Origin of the sequence: Streptococcus sp. DAT741, assembly GCF_009866825.1 — a bacterium.
Taxonomy (GTDB): Bacteria; Bacillota; Bacilli; order Lactobacillales; family Streptococcaceae; genus Streptococcus; species Streptococcus ruminantium.
This window is the reverse complement of record NZ_CP019557.1, coordinates 701,549-717,717: the sequence shown is the minus strand read 5'-3', so window position 1 is coordinate 717,717 and position 16,169 is coordinate 701,549. Positions and strand designations below refer to the sequence as shown.

Genomic DNA, 16,169 nt, shown 5'->3' with positions numbered 1-16,169 from the left:
ATGATTTGTAGTCTTCCAACACGGTACAAAAAAAGAGCAGATAGAGCGTCGGTCTAAGACCTTGTCTATCTACTCTTTTATGGAGGGTTAAGCTATTGGCACACAACTATCTTCGACTTGTCTGTCTATTAAAGCTGCTTTTTCTTTTTCTTACGATAAAGACCAGTAAAGCCTGCAAGTACAACTCCTAAACCTACTAAGAATAGATTGCTGCTCTCACCAGTCTGAGGAAGAGCTTTTGTGCTTGCTTTTGAAGAAGCCTCTCCTCTTGTAGCAACTCCTTCTTGTATCTGAAGAGCACGGTTGAGCTCCATCCGAAGTGAAACTTTTTCGCCTTGCTCTGGCTGGGCCTGCTTCAAGACTTTTGGAGCGGTTTCTGACAGCTTATCTAGTTGTGGTTTCTCTGGTATTTCTACCTTCTGCTCCGGTTTCTTCGGTTGAGCCGGAGTTTCCTTAGGTTTCATAATGTCATTCGGTTTATCTTGTTCTGGTTGGACTGAGAACCATTTGACATCTAGCTGCTGGTATTGATTTCCTTTTTGGACTTGTATCCGTGCCACATAGAAACCATCCGGCTTCAGCAATTCCAAACTAAACAACTGAATACTATAGTCTGGAGCTAAGCGACTGAGTTCCTTCACAAGAGCCAATGGAGTCGTAATCCCCTCGCCTTTAAATCCATCAAATAACGAATCAATATTCAAATCATTCGTAAATGTGTCCACATTCTTGATGGATGGTGTTTCTGGATTTGGTTGTACCAACTCTTCATGCTTGGCTGATGCATCAACCTTTACCTTAAAGCGATAGGTATAACTATTTTTCAAATAGTCAACTACTCTAATCGTTACATAATCGTCATTTTCGAGCTGTCTCTCATAAGTCCATTGACGCTTGTTATGATGGTAGAAGTCACCAAATTCACCTTTTTTGAGGGTACTGTCTACCATATCACCATTGATATAGAGTTTCCATCCCTCTTGTCCATCTTCCACCGTTCCAGATAGTCTAACCTTGCCATCTGGTGTAAGAATGACACCTGTCTCATCCTCTTCAGTTGGAAGCTTGATATTTTTATTATCAATAGTCAACTTAGGAATTTGACTATCTAATTTCACTGCATAGCCACGCGCAAAAATTTTCTTATTATCGTGGTAAACCGTTACGTTAATCTGGTTCGAACCTTCAAAGACAGGTACTTTAATTTCTTTATAGTATTCTCTCTGTTTCGGATCAGACTCATAGGTGCCAGACCAGGTCGGTGCTGTGATTGCCTTATACTTCTTCACATTGTAAAGCGGGTTTGTATTGGTAATGATAACACGCTGACCTTTTTTAACGTGTAGATAGTAGGTACGGTAATACTGACCTTTTTCTTCATCCTCATCCCATATCTTACCACCACGGTTTCCTTCTAGGTAGCCTAGTGTATTATCATCATCATGGAAATCGGCTCCGCTTTCAAACTTGGTTGGATCTTCTTTCTTAGCCTTTTCTTCTAAATCATCATCGTCATCATCAGCAGCGTCATAGTCTGTTTCCTCAGTTTCTTCATCTTCAGAAGAAGTTTTTTCATCCAGATCTTCTAGTTCATCATCCTCATCATCATCGTCATCATCATAGTCTGTCTCTTCGGCTTTGGAATCTTCATCTTGTTCTGATTCGTCGTCCTCTTCAGAAGTTGTATCATCAAGATTGTCTTCTTCATCCTCCTCGACATCGTCCTCATCCGTAGTAGCAAAACCATAGCCGCGTAATGGTCTGCTGAATCTTCTTGAACGATAAGAATATCCCCCTAAGTTTTCATTGGATTCTACTACTTCCAATTTTTCCAAGTCAAAGATGGTCTTGTTGTCACCATAGTCGACAGCTACCAATTTCACTTCATCATCAAGAGATCGTCTTTCCACATGGTAATAACCATCTGATGACCGTTCAATAACTTTGACGGTTTCACTATCTTTTTTCAGTAAAACTTGGTGCAGATTAGGATCTTGAATGTCCAGAACTACCTTATCATCTGTCTTTTCTTTGACAGTGATAGTCGGTGAGGTATTATCAATCTTGAATGGGATGTAAGTATACTGCCATGGACGATGTTCTTCCAGACGAGCCCGGATACGGATGTAGTACTGACCTTCTTTCAGGGGCACTTCATCATTTTTCTTCGGATCAAAGACGGTTCCTCCCCAGTCCAAATCCATATCAGGATCGTTATATGGCTCGATATAGTGTTGAAGTTTTTCCTTATGGGCGCTATTTAAAAATTTGAGTGGATAATGTCCTCTCTTCAAGACTTTCAAGGTCTTCGCTACAGACTCATCCTTAGAATCTACAACCTCAACCACTAACTCCTGCGCATGGCGCATGGTCATCAATCTCAAGCGCATTTTGGCATTGTCGCTGATTCCGCCTTTGGATTGCAAGACATACAAGTTAGGATCTGAGGTGATTTGAGATGGATCTTCTTTCCATTTCTCATAGTCTGTCCCCCATGGGACATAGTCAAAGACTTCGTGACCTGTCGCATAGCCTTTGACAAAGCCAGTCATTTTTGTTTTGCTGTCTTTTTCCCAAGCTGGTGGGTCCACAATCTTCTCATCATTCCAGTTGCCATAGAATCCTGTGTAAGGGATATTGAGGTTTGGCTGATTTGGATTTAAGGATTGGAAGTAAATATAGCCTTCGACAAATTCATTTTTCTGTGCGCCACCGACTTCTAGAGTGACTGGTATAACTGCTTGGCTTTTTGGCGCAATCCTGATAATTTTGGCAACTTGTAAGTTAGCTCCATCAATCTTCCGCGTATGGGTGGTTTGGATTGTTTCCGTTTTGCCATACATCTTGCGCTCATGAGAATAGAGTGTCTTGCCTAGGACTTGTCCTGGTGTGATAACAAAGATTTGTTCTTCATCAGACAAGTTTTTCATGACAAGAGAAAATTCTTTTTTCTTGTCTTCAAAATCTTTCAGGGAGGCTGCTCCTTTATTATGGTCATAGGTGACTAAGACCTTGGTCTTTAGAGCTTTCTCTGCATTGACAGCTCCTGCTCCTTGACGTCTTGGAGAATACTCTAAGATGTCTTTCCCTTTTGGAACAGTATGATCTAAAAGAACATCGGCTGTGTTTTGTAGCAAGATTTTATTTAATTCAGGTAGGGATAAGCCCTTTGTTAAGTTTCCACCGTTTTTCAACAAGTCTTTAGTATGTGGAAGCAACATGGCACTAGCTCCAGCTACGTAAGGAGAAGACATGGAGGTACCACTCATGTTAAAGTAACTATTCCAGTTACCTGTTGAGTAAACATTTTCCCCTGGGGCTACTACATCTGGTTTCATTTCCATGGTTCCTGAGCTTCCCCAAGAACTAAATCCTGAGATACCTGGATGATCAAAAACCTTGGTCAGGATTGGTTTTGTTTGGAAGAGAAGATCTTCTTGCTTTTGTTTGGCTTGCTTTTTGATGTACTCTTTCAGGCGTTCACCATCTTTTTCAGACACACTGACTGCCCAAGTTTTTTGAAATTGTCCCTTATAATCATCCAAAAGGGTACTTCTGATTTCTGGAATGGTTTCGTAATTTCCTAGAGTAGTTGGGCTAGGTGCATTGATTAGGATAATACCTTTAGCATTCTTGTGCATCAAACCAGTGAGCTTTTTCAACAAGTCTTCCTCGTCACGTCGAACGAGGACAATTTTATCTTTCAAATCTGCATTTGGTGATTCTTCTAGGTCATGCAATTCACCTTGAGCCTTAAATTCTTGATGGTCTTTCTTCCCAAATATGGTATAGTTATGCCAGTTAATATCCTCATAAGGAAGATCCAAGTCCCCAACTTTTAGATGAGGTAGTTGCATGTGCGTGTGATAGTAAGAGCCAACACCGAGCACATAAGGGTTTGCTGCTACTGCTACAGTTGCTGATTCATCTTTTTGTGGATAAGCCGAGTCAACTCGTCTATCAAAGGTATTGGTCGTATTGGCAGATCCTGTATTTCCCATCGCTGCTGTCACAATAATTCCTTTTTCGGCAGCTCTCTTAAAGGCTTCGTACCAAGCGTCTCCTTTTTGTCCAGAACCATCACTTCCGATACTCAAGCTGACAACATCTGCACCTCTTTTGATAGCATCTTCCAAAGCAAAAAATTGATGGTCTTCTTGGAAACCTTCTATATTGGCATAACTCCAAGTACGATAAGCTAGAAGCTGAGCATTGGGAGCCATCCCTTTAAAACCGTTGTCTTTGTTTCCGACCAATACCCCTGCAATATGCATACCATGCTCTGATCTCTCATCTAGCAAGTCATTGTCACCACTCATAAAGTCAAAGGCGAATGGAATCTTACGACTATATCCTGGGGCAACCTCTTTAATTTTCAGGTTTTCCTCTTTTATATCATCATCTAGTCGCATGATTTCGTGGTTTTTATCAATCCCAGAGTCAATGGTTGCAATAACCAATCCTCGTCCATCTAGGGGATGAGTACCTCTTTCTGCTTTTCTTTGCTCGCGAATGGTTCGAGCTTGATCATTGAGGTGTTTTAGCTCTTTTGGGTTCGGATGAATGTTATGTTGAGCGTTTATTTCTTGAACATGTTTAACACCTTTCAAGCCTTGTATTTCAGCTAATTTTTCCTTAGGTACTCCAACAGACAGCCCATTGATAATCTCATCAAATTGGTGTTTGGAAGGTTCTCCTGCTAAGGCAAGGACAGCTTTTTTGACTGATTCATCAGGTGTTTTTTCAAAGGTGACTAGTACTTGTTTGTTTTCTTTTTCTGTACTGTCTGATGACTTGTTTTTTTCTGTTTTTTGACCCGAAGAAGTGTGAGAAGCTTGATTGGCAGTAGCTGGGACTTCTTTGATAGGTTGTTCTGTTCCTTTTATTTCCTCTTCAACTGGTTGAGCCAATTCTTCCCTTGACTCTTTTGAAGTAGGTGTTTCTTCTTTCACACTACCTTCATAATCAACTGTCACATCGGTAGTATTGCCCACTGTATCAGCCATTACTTGCTGCTCTGCTGCTGCAACACTCGCTAGTAAAATCATCGCCGAGGTTGTTAGAATCAGCTTTTGTTTTCTGGGTCTTATCAATTCTTGTTCCATTTATTCCTCCAAATTAAAATTTATAAAATACTTGATATTCTTCTTTACATCTCCTATTCTCCCTTCCAGTAGAATTATCATAAATGGCTAGCAAATATTCGTCTTTCCCAACCGTCTACATTATCATACTCTTTTTTAATCTAAATTTCAATAAAAATTAGCAATGATTTTCACAAAAGTTAATTATGATTAACAAAAATATTTACAAAACAAAAAAAGAATTGGACTACTCCAATTCTCCTAAAGGATGCTAACATTCATTTGTAACAATATTTTAATCTATCAGAGAGCAAGCTGATACTCTTTTGTTCGACTAAAATGTCGATTCTTTCCAATGAACCGTACAATCCAAGACCTGTTGGCGTTCAACTCGATTGATCCCTTCAATCTGATCAATCAACATCTTGGTCGCTTGGCGTCCTTCTTCAAAAGCAGGCTGAACAATGGTAGAGATAGTAGGGGACGAAAAGTTTGTCCACTCAGTATTATCAAAACCTAGGAGACCGATCTGTGGGAAGGTGAAATTTAGTTCTTTCATAATATTGAACACCAAAGGTAGCGCCCAGCAGTTGGGAACAAATACCAGTGTTTTTTCCTGGATGGAAACCTCTTTGGCAAGAAAGTTTTTCATTTCTTCTACATCAACATGCTCATCTGCAATTGTCAGAGTTACATAATCCTGCTTGCAATCTGATAAGGCATCCATAAAGCCAGTCGCACGCTCAATACGCGTACTGAGGCGACTGGTATCTGCTGTGATAAGGATGAACTTTTGATACCCCTTTTCGACACATGTTTGAATTGTATCATAGACAGCATCGTAATTGTTAGTCTTAATCCAACTCGTGCGGTGTTCGTAGAGTTGACTGTCAAAGAAAATCATCTGTTTCTTCTTTTCTTCAATAATGCGTGAGTACTTTCTAAAATGCGAAGTGGGTTGGATGATAAAACCATCTACACCAAGCATTAGCATACTCTCAATGTACTTATCCTCGCTGGCTTGATCATAATTGCTATTTCCAATCATCACTTGGTAACCGCTCTTGTGGGCTTCTTCTTCAATACCCTTGACAATTTGATTGGAAAAAGTATTCGTAATATCACCGATTAGCACACCTATCAACTTCGTACTTTTTGAATTGAGGCTTCGCGCAACAATGCTAGGCCGGTAGTCTGTCTCACGAATCACTTTTTCTATCTTTTTTCTTGTCTCTTTAGACATTTTCTCATATTTACCATTCAAATAAAAGGAAATGGTTGTCTTTGAAGTCTGAGCCAGCTCTGCAATATCCTTGATAGTAAACTTCCCTGACATCTTACCAATACCTCCTTATGCTATGTTTATTGTATCATACTATCCGTAGTTTAGCAGGGATTTCGACTAAAATCAATCGCATTTTACATCTTTTTTAATTTCTGAGTCGAATAACCTTTTGCGTATTCTTATCTACGACAAGACACTTCCCTCTCAGAGGAATTCCATCAACTTGGAGTAATTTTTCTCCCTTATAAATATCCTGATCTACAAGCGATATAAGAATGTCTAGAGCTTCTCCCTTGCAGGTAAAAGCTAGACCATCTTCTACCAAGCGACTATCCGTTTGATGAACCGGCACTCGTTCAATTTGAATATTCTGCTCTGCCAGCAAGGTGAAGGTAACTAGTCGGTTCTTAAAACATTCTTGTTTTACCAATTTCTTAGTAGCTGTTAGCTGATTATAGCGGTGAGAACGCACGGTTTCTTGTATTTCAAAATCATTTGCACTGTATAAGCGGATGTCATTGACTTGCTGATGGCTAATCTTCACAGCTTCATCTAAGATAAACTGGGTGGTTAATTGGTGTTGTCCTGAGCAATCTACACTATCTACTATCAGTAGTAAGTCTTGTCCAACCATAAGAAGTTGTCTCTTGTGCCAATAAGGAACTCCTTTTCTAGTCTGCGCCTGATATATTCCTTGCAGCCAGTGATAGTGTTCAACGCTCTTGCTAGTATGGCTGATAAACTGGGGATAGGATTTGTATTCCCAAGAGCCACTCACCTGCTCTGGTGGGTTACCATCAAGAATGCAACTGTTGTGAGCCCAAGCACTTTTGAGTAGGTAACGCTCTTCGCATTCTCGGTAGCTAAAGCGACCGCTATCAATCAGAATAGGTTGTCCCCTGTGGTAAAAACAGAAGCTATTTTGATCGGAATGACTGTGAGCACTTCCCATGGGACCTGCTTTAAAAAATAGATAACTATCCTTTTCTTTGATGATACTGTGTCCGGACTCAGGAAAATGGCAAGCTCCTGTTGTCCTTAATGGTACTGTCAAGTTTTCAAACTGTCGCAAGCCAGCTTCTCCAACCAGAAACAGAATACTTAGGTCTAATTTAGAATCATCTATCAGATAAGAGTTGTCTCCAAAGAAAATGGCTGTCAATTGTAAGATGTCAGTAGTCCTGTGCACATCACTATCTCCTATAGGCAAACTCTTTCCATCTGGCCCTGTTAATTGTACTACATAGTTTGCCATCTTTTTTAAGACAGGAGTCCAACTTTTACGATAAGCTGGTAGGTGAAGGGCGATTTCCAGAAGTAGTTTATACACTTCGACATGATACAGAAAGGATTGTTCAAATTGAGTTCCATCTTCTAATACCTGTGTTTGAATCTGTATCTCGATTTCCTGACAGGCGAAGCGGTACTCTTCCTCCAAATTGACCTTATCTCCAATATAGGCATGTGCCAAGAGCATGGCTCCTGTTTGAAAAATTCCCCAGTTGCTCAGTCTATCTTTTGGGCGATAATGGCAACGCAAATAGGCTAGCTGTTGCTGGATGGACTCCAATAGTCGTTTGTATTCTTCTTCTGCTAGCCAGCTTGTTAAAAATGGAAGGATTCTCAACCAACTAAGGCAGCGAATAGCAGTATCCAGAGTTCGGCTACTGGTTCTTTTCGGATGCCAGTCTGTTACCTGTTCTATCCAACTGAATACCAAGCGTTTGACCTGCTTCATGTAACGAGGGTCTTTTTCAACCAGATAGGCAAAGACTAGCTTCCACAGATATTCCTGACGATTGAGCATAAAGGTCCATTCCTCATCCCCGTGGCAATCGGCTGTCCAGTCCAGGGGAGAAAGATGGTAGCCAATAGGACAGGGCTCCATATCCCAATTATCCTCAAAGAGAAAAATATCGTCTAGTAAATTCTGACAAGAACGATGTAATTGTTTATAGGCTTGAGCCCGCTGATGAAAGACATAGTTTCTCAGTACTTCTACGGATTTGTCATCTGTTGATTTTTCAGATTCCATTTGCATGGTTGCTCCTTTCTTTGTTTACTCTCTAAAAAATGAGGTTGGAAAAAAGTCCAACCTCACTTTCAGAGTTCGTTTCAACATCTAAGTCCAGTGGTTAATCATTTTTTACAGTCCAGAGGACTATGAAAAGATTGTGCGAAGTAAATACTAGCACTTTGTGCCTTCTACTTCAAATCTGACCCCTACGAATGTTGCGGACTTTGTTGGCCCATCTCCATCTCAAAGTGGTGGAGAGGTTAAAAAGCCTTCTAGACCTTTTTAAACAGGAGATTAGGACTGACAGGAGTCAGTTTACATAAGTTATGGTCTGGGAAGAGACTGTTTTAGCTCAACCACTAAAATATAGACTTGTTGACGAAACTTTTTCTATTTGTCGAGTTCTTTCTCCACCCCTACGATACTTACCATCAATCAGGAATGTGATTTAGAACGTTTGAAAGTTGCTGCTACTCCTAAAGTTGCCAAACCAAAAATACCAAAGTTAAGACTTGTTGTGTCTCCTGTATCAGGCAGCTGTGTTTTTTCCTGCTTTTCCTTAGCGACCACTTGTGGTTTCATGGTTGTTCGTACACTTAGTGGCTGGGTGTTTTGGCTCATTTGATTGGTCTTAGGTAGATGATTTTCTGCTTTATCTGGGACTACTCTTCTCGCCTCCCCTTTTCCAGAAGTTTCTGAAGGCGAAACTTTCCAAACAATAGAGGGATTAGCTGGAGTTGCTTCTGATTCCACAGTTATACGAGCACCTTCTCCTGTCAACTGGATGCCATTCTTTACTGTACGGGTAGATGGATTATAGAAAGCAATGCGGTAGCTGCCATCCACTTTCTGGATTGTATACAAACCAGCGTCTGTCAAAGTGATACCGTCCGTCAATTTATAAGCAGTATCTGTATATTTTACAACACCCCATACCTCTTGCTCTTGATCATAGACCACTTGGAGGTCTCTATCTTGGTGTAGTAATTTTACACTAGCCGCAGCTTGGTTTACTTTTTCCATAGATTGGTTTGGAACAAGTACATAGGCATAATTGCTGGTTGTCTGAGGCTGCTCATGCCATAGGGTAACAAAGGAATTTTTCACCGTTTCCTTGGACTGATTATAATTGATATCACTCCATTTACCAGTGCGATGATCTAGTTTGGCACGAGTTGATAATTGGTTCAAGAAGACATAACCAATAGACTGATTATCCTTCCCATTCGTCATATAGAAGGATTTAGTCTGATTTGTTGCTACTTCCTTAGATAGATCAACCTGCTGACCGTTTATATAATATTTATAATTTTCCCCAGTCAATAACTTACGATTTTCAATCGTTGTCACTGCCCCTTGAGCTGATTGGTGTTTAATATCTGTCCCCAGAAAAACAATCTTATTGCCCAAGACAATCCAAGCTTTACGAGCTGTTAGGCTTTTATTCCAGTTGTTGAAATCCATAGCAATGGTTGCTAAACGATTGCCCAACTGGCTTGCCCCAACAAAATCACTTGCCAAAGTGACCTCGCCACTACCATCTTCTCGTTTGTCCTTGGTCGTTGTTGTACCTGATAAACGGTAAGGATCAACAGTTGGCCAATAGTTATTACTATAGTGACTCAAATCACCGTTGTAAAGATAGGACATCCCATCTGCGGTGTACCAACCCTTACGGTTTTCATTGTTCATATCTTCATAGTTCTGTGTCCTAGAAGAATGCATGGATAAGGCAAAGGTGAAGCCTTCTTGAGCATTTCGATAGACAAATTTGTCCATATTATTGAAAGCTGCGATATAGTCCTTATCCACTTCAGCAGCAATCTGATTATCTGCCAAAAGTTTATTCACCAGATCAATATCCTTATAGGATTTAAGTCCTTTATAGTTATCATAGAAAGTATCAGATGTTAGCTGCGCTTTGACAAAAGATAATAACTTAGCCTTTTGTTCCGGCTGAGCAGACTCTGCAATACGCACAAGAGACCGCAAAATCTCCATAGCCTGAACATGTGATTCACCAGTTGCACGACTGATGGAGCGACCACGAGTCATATCCATCAATTCACCACGAACTAAAATAGGCATAAAGGCTTTTTCAATCCATTCGTAAAGAATGTTCGTTTGTTCGTCTTTGAGGGCAAAGTCTGTTGACTGGATAACTGGTAGCAATTGTGAGAAACCTTCAATCAAAACATTACCATAAGCACCTGTATAGGCAACATTCGTATGGTCGATAAAGGAGCCATCCTTATAAAAACCTTCACCTTTATCCACAAATTTCATAATAGTTGTCAAACCTTGCGCACCTGCCCTTACACGATCAGCATCTTCGCGTAGCGCTCCTTCCAAAATAGCTACCTTACTAAGGTCAGTCTGGTTACCACCGACTGCTGGGGTCGCTTTATTGATTGTCTTACGAATAATGGTCGGATCTGGAACAAATTTTGAAATCGGCTTGGTATAGGTCAAAATCTCTTCTTGACTAAAGTAAGGGAACATGTAAATCAAGGTATTGACAATGGCACGAGGAGTACCGATTTCATAGTCCCACCAGTTATCGGTGATTTCTTTTTGTTCATTATATACATTGCTATATAGCCACTTCATCCCCGCTTTAACTACATCAATGAGAGAACGGTTATGATAGTATTTAGAATCAGGGTTTTCAATCACCTGAGCCATCTGTTCTAAACGGCGGTAAACTGTTGTGAGATGGCTGGACTTACTAAAGTCAATATCCTTAAAAATTGTCTTTGCCCGCTCAGTTGGCTCCACCCAATTTTTAAGAGAGGAATCGACACCTGTATCTAGACGTCCCAGAAAGGCTTTCATTTGCGCATCGCTAGACTGATAACGCTTATTAGCTAGGGAAATATCTTCCCAGTTGTCCCGCAACTGATCAAAAACAGTTGCCTGATGTTTTTTAACAATCAACTCAAAACTAGATACTTTCGTATCCTTATCATAAACTTCTACCTGTGTCTTACCTTCTGTAAGAGGACGGAGTATGCCTTTTTCTAATGTAGCAATCGCTGAATTTGCAATCTTATAAGTCAAATCTGGACGAGTAGGCAGGTAAACCTTATTGCTAGCAAGGGTAATCTGTCCCGATTCTGGCTGAGCAGGTTCTGGTTTTTGTTCCGGTGTTTCTGGCACTTTTTCAATATGTTCAACCAACGAAACGTTGTCAAGCCAAGCCTGACCGATACTATTTTCAAAAAATAGTTCGACCTTCAGTTTGCGAGTTTGTGGTGAGACGGTTAAGACTTGCTCTACACGCTCTTTCTTGCTGCCATTTTTAAAAGGGGTATGGATAAATTCTTTCGGCTCCAAATCCTTCCCTTCTGCTGTCAAACCGTGTAACCGAACGCGCACTCCGCTACCTTTCAGATCCTTAGTTTCCACATCATAGCCTAAGAGATATTTTTTACTAGGATCAACATCCACAGTTTGGTGAACCGCTACTCGGTATGTATCGGTTGAAGAGATATGGAGTCGCCCGTTATCAACGGTTACCTTTCCATTTTCCTTTTTCACATTACCCGGCACCCAAGTTTCCCAGTCTTTAGCTGCCTGTCCTGACCAGGCCCCTGAAGTCTTTGTTGTGGTTGTAAAATCCCCATTTTTTACCAAATTAGTCGTAGTCTCTTCAACTGCCTCTTTGACCGCTTTTGGACCATCATCAACTTTTGAAACCGAGCTGGAAGAATCTTTGGTCGCAGCCGTCGGATTCCCTTCAGGACTTGCTGTATTTTTGACTGCATCGCCTGCTTCTGTCGTTTTAGGACTTGTATCTGTTGTTTCCGTTGCCTTTGGACTTGTTTCTACTACTTGATTCGGTTGAGAACTTGCTGGTTTTGTTTCTGGCAACTGATTAGCTGCAACCCGTGTACCCAGCATGGATAATGCAATCAGAGCTGAGCAAACACCCACTCTATATTTACGAATACTATAATATTGTTTGGTTTGACCTTTAAAAAATTTCATTGGTCCTTCCTTTCCCTTTTGTAGGAGGATCAAAGGATACCTTCCTAACATTTCACATAAATACTTTACTTAAACACGAATATACCATACGCACATATTCATTACAAGCACCTTCCTTGCAAGCGTTTTCTGTTTGATGCAAGAAAGAAGAACTACTTGGTAAAAAGTAGTCCTTTAGATTTTCCCATAATTGACTCTTTCTCAACGTAAACGTGAACATTTTCTGCAATCTGCAATTCTACCAAACTACCTGTTAGTTTGATAATTTTACCATGCAGTCCAGATAAGAGGATAATCTCATCCCCAACCTTCAGAGTTGATAAATACTGTTGGCGCTTATCCATCTGTTCTTCAAACTCTTTTTGTTGCCGCTTACGACTGACATAAGAAGTCACTATAGGAAGTATGGTTGATAGAGCTACTAAAATAATGATGATATAATAAAGCGTTTGTTGTTCCATAGATACCTACGCAAGTATTCCCAACCAGCTACCCAAGATACCGATAATAACTGTCAAGATAACCAACTTGTAGGTTGTCCATTTCTTATTCTTGATGAGGTAGTACACCAAGATAGTGAACAAAGCTGGAAGCAAGGCTGGCGCAATCTTGTCCAACATTCCTTGAATGGTCACAATCTTTTGATCTGCCCCTTCTTTCACCTCACCCGCTGCAAATGTAATCGGTACAGAGATTTTCACGAAGGTCACCGCTAAACCAGAAATAACCGTTACTCCAATGATATTTGCCACTTTAGAGATAGTTGCCATCTGTTCACTCAGCTTATCAATCACACTGGTACCGAATTTATAACCATACAAACCAGTCAAAAGTTTGATAGAAGTCAAGATAATATTCATACCAAGGAAGAATAGGATTGGTCCTACAACAAGTCCTTGACCTGCCAAAGAAGCTGCAATGGTAGATAGGAGAGGAGCCAAAACGAATTGTGAAAGCGAGTCACCGATACCCGCTAATGGTCCCATGAGAGCCATCTTAATCCCACGTGTCTCTTCCTCAGGCAAATTATTTTCCAGCATTACCAAATGAAGACTGGTAATAAAAGGCAGGAAATGCGGATTGGTATTGTAAAATTCACAGTTTTCTTCCAAAGCCTTGGTCAAGCCTTCCTTGTCATCTCCGAAGTGCTTTTTAAAGGCCGGATACATGACATTGGCATAACCAATTCCCTGATAGTTACTATAGTTAAAGCCATTCTGTAGGAAAAAGGCCCGTAAAGAAGTATTGATATAGTCCTTTTTAGTTAATTTAGATCCAGTCATCGTGTGCTTCCTCCTGTTTTACTGCCACTTGTTCTGGTTTGTTAAAGAATTCTCTCAGCGCAAAGATACTTCCGACAATCGCAATACCGATAATTGGGAGTTTAAGATAGGCTGCACAAACATAACCAAGTAATACAAACGGAATGAGTTCTTTCTTAGCCATCACAGATAAAATCATCGCAAAACCGATAGCTGGAAGCATTTTACCTGCAACACTCAAACCATTCAACAATACTGGTGGAATCATTTCAACCAATTTCAACAGGGTATCCATTGAATAAGCACCGAGGAAACCAAGGGCAAAGCCGAGAATAGCAAAAGTAATGATCGTACCATTAGCAGCACGTTTAAATTTAGAAAGATCGCCTGCACGAAGATGTTTAACCGCAGATGCAGGTGCTCCTGCATGCAAAGTGTAAGCAGATGTTTGTAGGAACTGGATCCCTACTGCAATCGGAGTTGATAGGGCAAGTGCAGCTTCTGGTGTAACTTTACCAGCACTTGTAATCGCCATCAATGTTCCAAAGATACCGGGACCAATTGGATTAGGTGGTACCGTACCGCCAGCACCAACACCAAAGCCCATATAGGCCAATTCACTGATGGCCCCCATAGCTAGAGCAGTTGGAAGATCTCCTAAGATAATTCCGACACCAAATGATAGAACTATACATCTATTTGTATAGAGACCTAACAAAAGTCCACTAAAACAGAATGCTGTCCATAAACCAATGAGAACAGCTTGAATGAGACTGATCGTCATGATAATTCTCCTTTTTTATTTTTTAAAAATTTAATCCAAAATTTAGCCTAAATATAATCCAATACATTCACTTCAGTCGCACCATCATTGCCAGAAGGTGTAGTCTTAGTATTGAAACGAACCTTGTAAACATCGCTCAATTCTTTCACCGCAGCTTTGTCCTCAGAACCGAAGAAAATCGAGCGAGTGACCTGCATTTTACCGGGGGCATTGTGGATATTTCCGATGTTTAGCTCTGTAATCGGAACACCACCTTTCACCAGGGTCAAAGCATCAGGTAAATCCTTAACGATTAAAAAAATCGTCTGAGCTGGATTTGCCTTATGAATCACATCAATAACCTTTTGCAAGGAAAAGAAGCGCATGGCAACGGAATCTGGAACAACCGTTTTCATCAAGGTTTGCTGAATCTTATCCTCACTAACCTTATCATTTGCAACAATAACTGTATTGCAACCCAAAGATTTAATCCATAGTTGCCCTTGCCCATGAACCAATCGTTCATCGACGCGAGCCATTACAATATTTGGTGTAGCCATCAGTTCCTCCTACCAATATAATTCCCAATCTTTATAGAAACGAAGCAAAGCTTCTAAGTAATAATAATCTCCCCAAATATTTCCTTCATCCACTCCTTTACCAGAATGCCAAGAATAGACACCGTGTAGAAGCAGAGGACGACCTGGCTGTAAGGTTCGATTTGCATAATTGTCCATCAATGAGCGCAACATGGCATGCATTGCATATTTGTAAGTTTCCTTATCCGAATCTACTTCCGGCAAGTATTTCAACATTTCATGGATACCACAAACCGCTACCGCTGTCGCAGAAGAATCTCGGGACTGACCACTGCCATCGTTAAAAATCAAATCCCAGTAGGAAACCTTATCCTCCGGCAAACGATTAAGGAAGTGATTCGTCACACCTTTAAATAAATCCAAACAAGCTGAATCTTTTATCATACGGTAGGTCAATGGAATACCATATACACCCCATGCCTGCCCCCTTGCCCACGAAGAAGCATCATTGTAGCCCTGCCGCGTTACCCCTTTGACTGGCTCTCCAGTCGCAGGATCAAAGTAGAAAGTATGGAAAGTCGAAGCATCATCACGAATGACCGTATTGACGGAAGCGTAGAAATGGTTGACGGCTATATCATAATATTTCCGATTGCCTGTTTGTTCATAAGCAAAGAAAAGCAACTGCAAATTCAACAAGCAATCAATGATTAACCGATAATCCTCTGCCTTCCCAAGTTCCCCCCAAGCTTGAATAAATCCTCCTTTTTCTTGATAACGTTCAATCAATTTATCAGCAGCCTTTATAGAAGCTTCAAGTGCCATAGGGTTTCCTGTCAGCTTATAATCTGCTACGCAGGAAGGAGAATAGAGAAAACCTAAGTCGTGATGATCTAGCTCAACTCGCTCAGTAACACGCTTCAAAAAAGAAGCGGTATTAGAAGTTGCTAGCGCTTTCATTTTTGCGCTCGCAGAATACTCATATCCTAACCAGAGAACACCCGTCCAAAAGCCATTGGTCCATTCCGTATTATCCATCTTTGGATAAATATTATCGAAAGTTGCTGGAGTTGGAAAATCTTCCCCAAAGTAATCCAGATTCAACTCTAACTGCTGAAGGGCGAGATTAAGTGCCGCTTCTACTTCCTCTTTGGTTAACAGTGGAGTTGTTCTGAACTCCTCTCCCAACCGAATCGGCTCAATCAATACTTCTTTTATCATCTTATTTT

General features: G+C 40.7%; 9 protein-coding genes. All 9 read right to left on the bottom strand.

What is annotated here, in order from left to right:
• Positions 1-128: 128 nt before the first annotated feature.
• The 9 genes from BZG42_RS03475 to BZG42_RS03435 all read right to left on the bottom strand — a co-directional run bounded on the left by BZG42_RS03475 (position 129) and on the right by BZG42_RS03435 (position 16,161).
• Entirely contained in the window at positions 129-5,105 is a 4,977-nt protein-coding gene (locus tag BZG42_RS03475) for a S8 family serine peptidase (protein WP_155995474.1), read from the bottom strand.
• A gap of 313 nt (positions 5,106-5,418) precedes the next feature.
• The gene (locus BZG42_RS03470; protein ID WP_120171503.1) at positions 5,419-6,420 is read right to left on the bottom strand and encodes a LacI family DNA-binding transcriptional regulator; all 1,002 of its coding nucleotides are present in this window, start codon (positions 6,418-6,420) and stop codon (positions 5,419-5,421) included.
• 94 nt (positions 6,421-6,514) lie between these two features.
• Positions 6,515-8,410, bottom strand: coding sequence for an alginate lyase family protein (locus BZG42_RS03465; RefSeq protein WP_155995476.1), 1,896 nt, complete (start codon positions 8,408-8,410; stop codon positions 6,515-6,517).
• 411 nt (positions 8,411-8,821) lie between these two features.
• A complete protein-coding gene (gene hylA / locus BZG42_RS03460) occupies positions 8,822-12,376 on the bottom strand; it encodes a hyaluronate lyase (RefSeq protein WP_155995478.1) in 3,555 nt (1,184 codons plus the stop codon).
• Positions 12,377-12,528: 152 nt separating this feature from the next.
• Positions 12,529-12,837, bottom strand: a complete 309-nt coding sequence (locus BZG42_RS03455; protein ID WP_024531714.1) for a preprotein translocase subunit YajC — start codon at positions 12,835-12,837, stop codon at positions 12,529-12,531.
• Positions 12,838-12,843: 6 nt separating this feature from the next.
• Positions 12,844-13,659: a PTS system mannose/fructose/sorbose family transporter subunit IID gene (locus tag BZG42_RS03450; protein WP_024531715.1), complete on the bottom strand. Its 816-nt coding sequence runs from the start codon at positions 13,657-13,659 to the stop codon at positions 12,844-12,846.
• Entirely contained in the window at positions 13,646-14,422 is a 777-nt protein-coding gene (locus BZG42_RS03445; RefSeq protein ID WP_024531716.1) for a PTS mannose/fructose/sorbose/N-acetylgalactosamine transporter subunit IIC, read from the bottom strand. The genes BZG42_RS03450 and BZG42_RS03445 overlap by 14 nt, the downstream gene beginning before the upstream one ends.
• A gap of 47 nt (positions 14,423-14,469) precedes the next feature.
• Positions 14,470-14,961 carry a PTS sugar transporter subunit IIB gene (locus BZG42_RS03440; protein WP_024531717.1) on the bottom strand — a complete coding sequence of 164 codons (492 nt, stop codon included), beginning with the start codon at positions 14,959-14,961 and terminating at the stop codon, positions 14,470-14,472.
• Positions 14,962-14,970: 9 nt separating this feature from the next.
• A complete protein-coding gene (locus tag BZG42_RS03435) occupies positions 14,971-16,161 on the bottom strand; it encodes a glycoside hydrolase family 88 protein (protein WP_155995492.1) in 1,191 nt (396 codons plus the stop codon).
• Positions 16,162-16,169 lie beyond the last annotated feature (8 nt).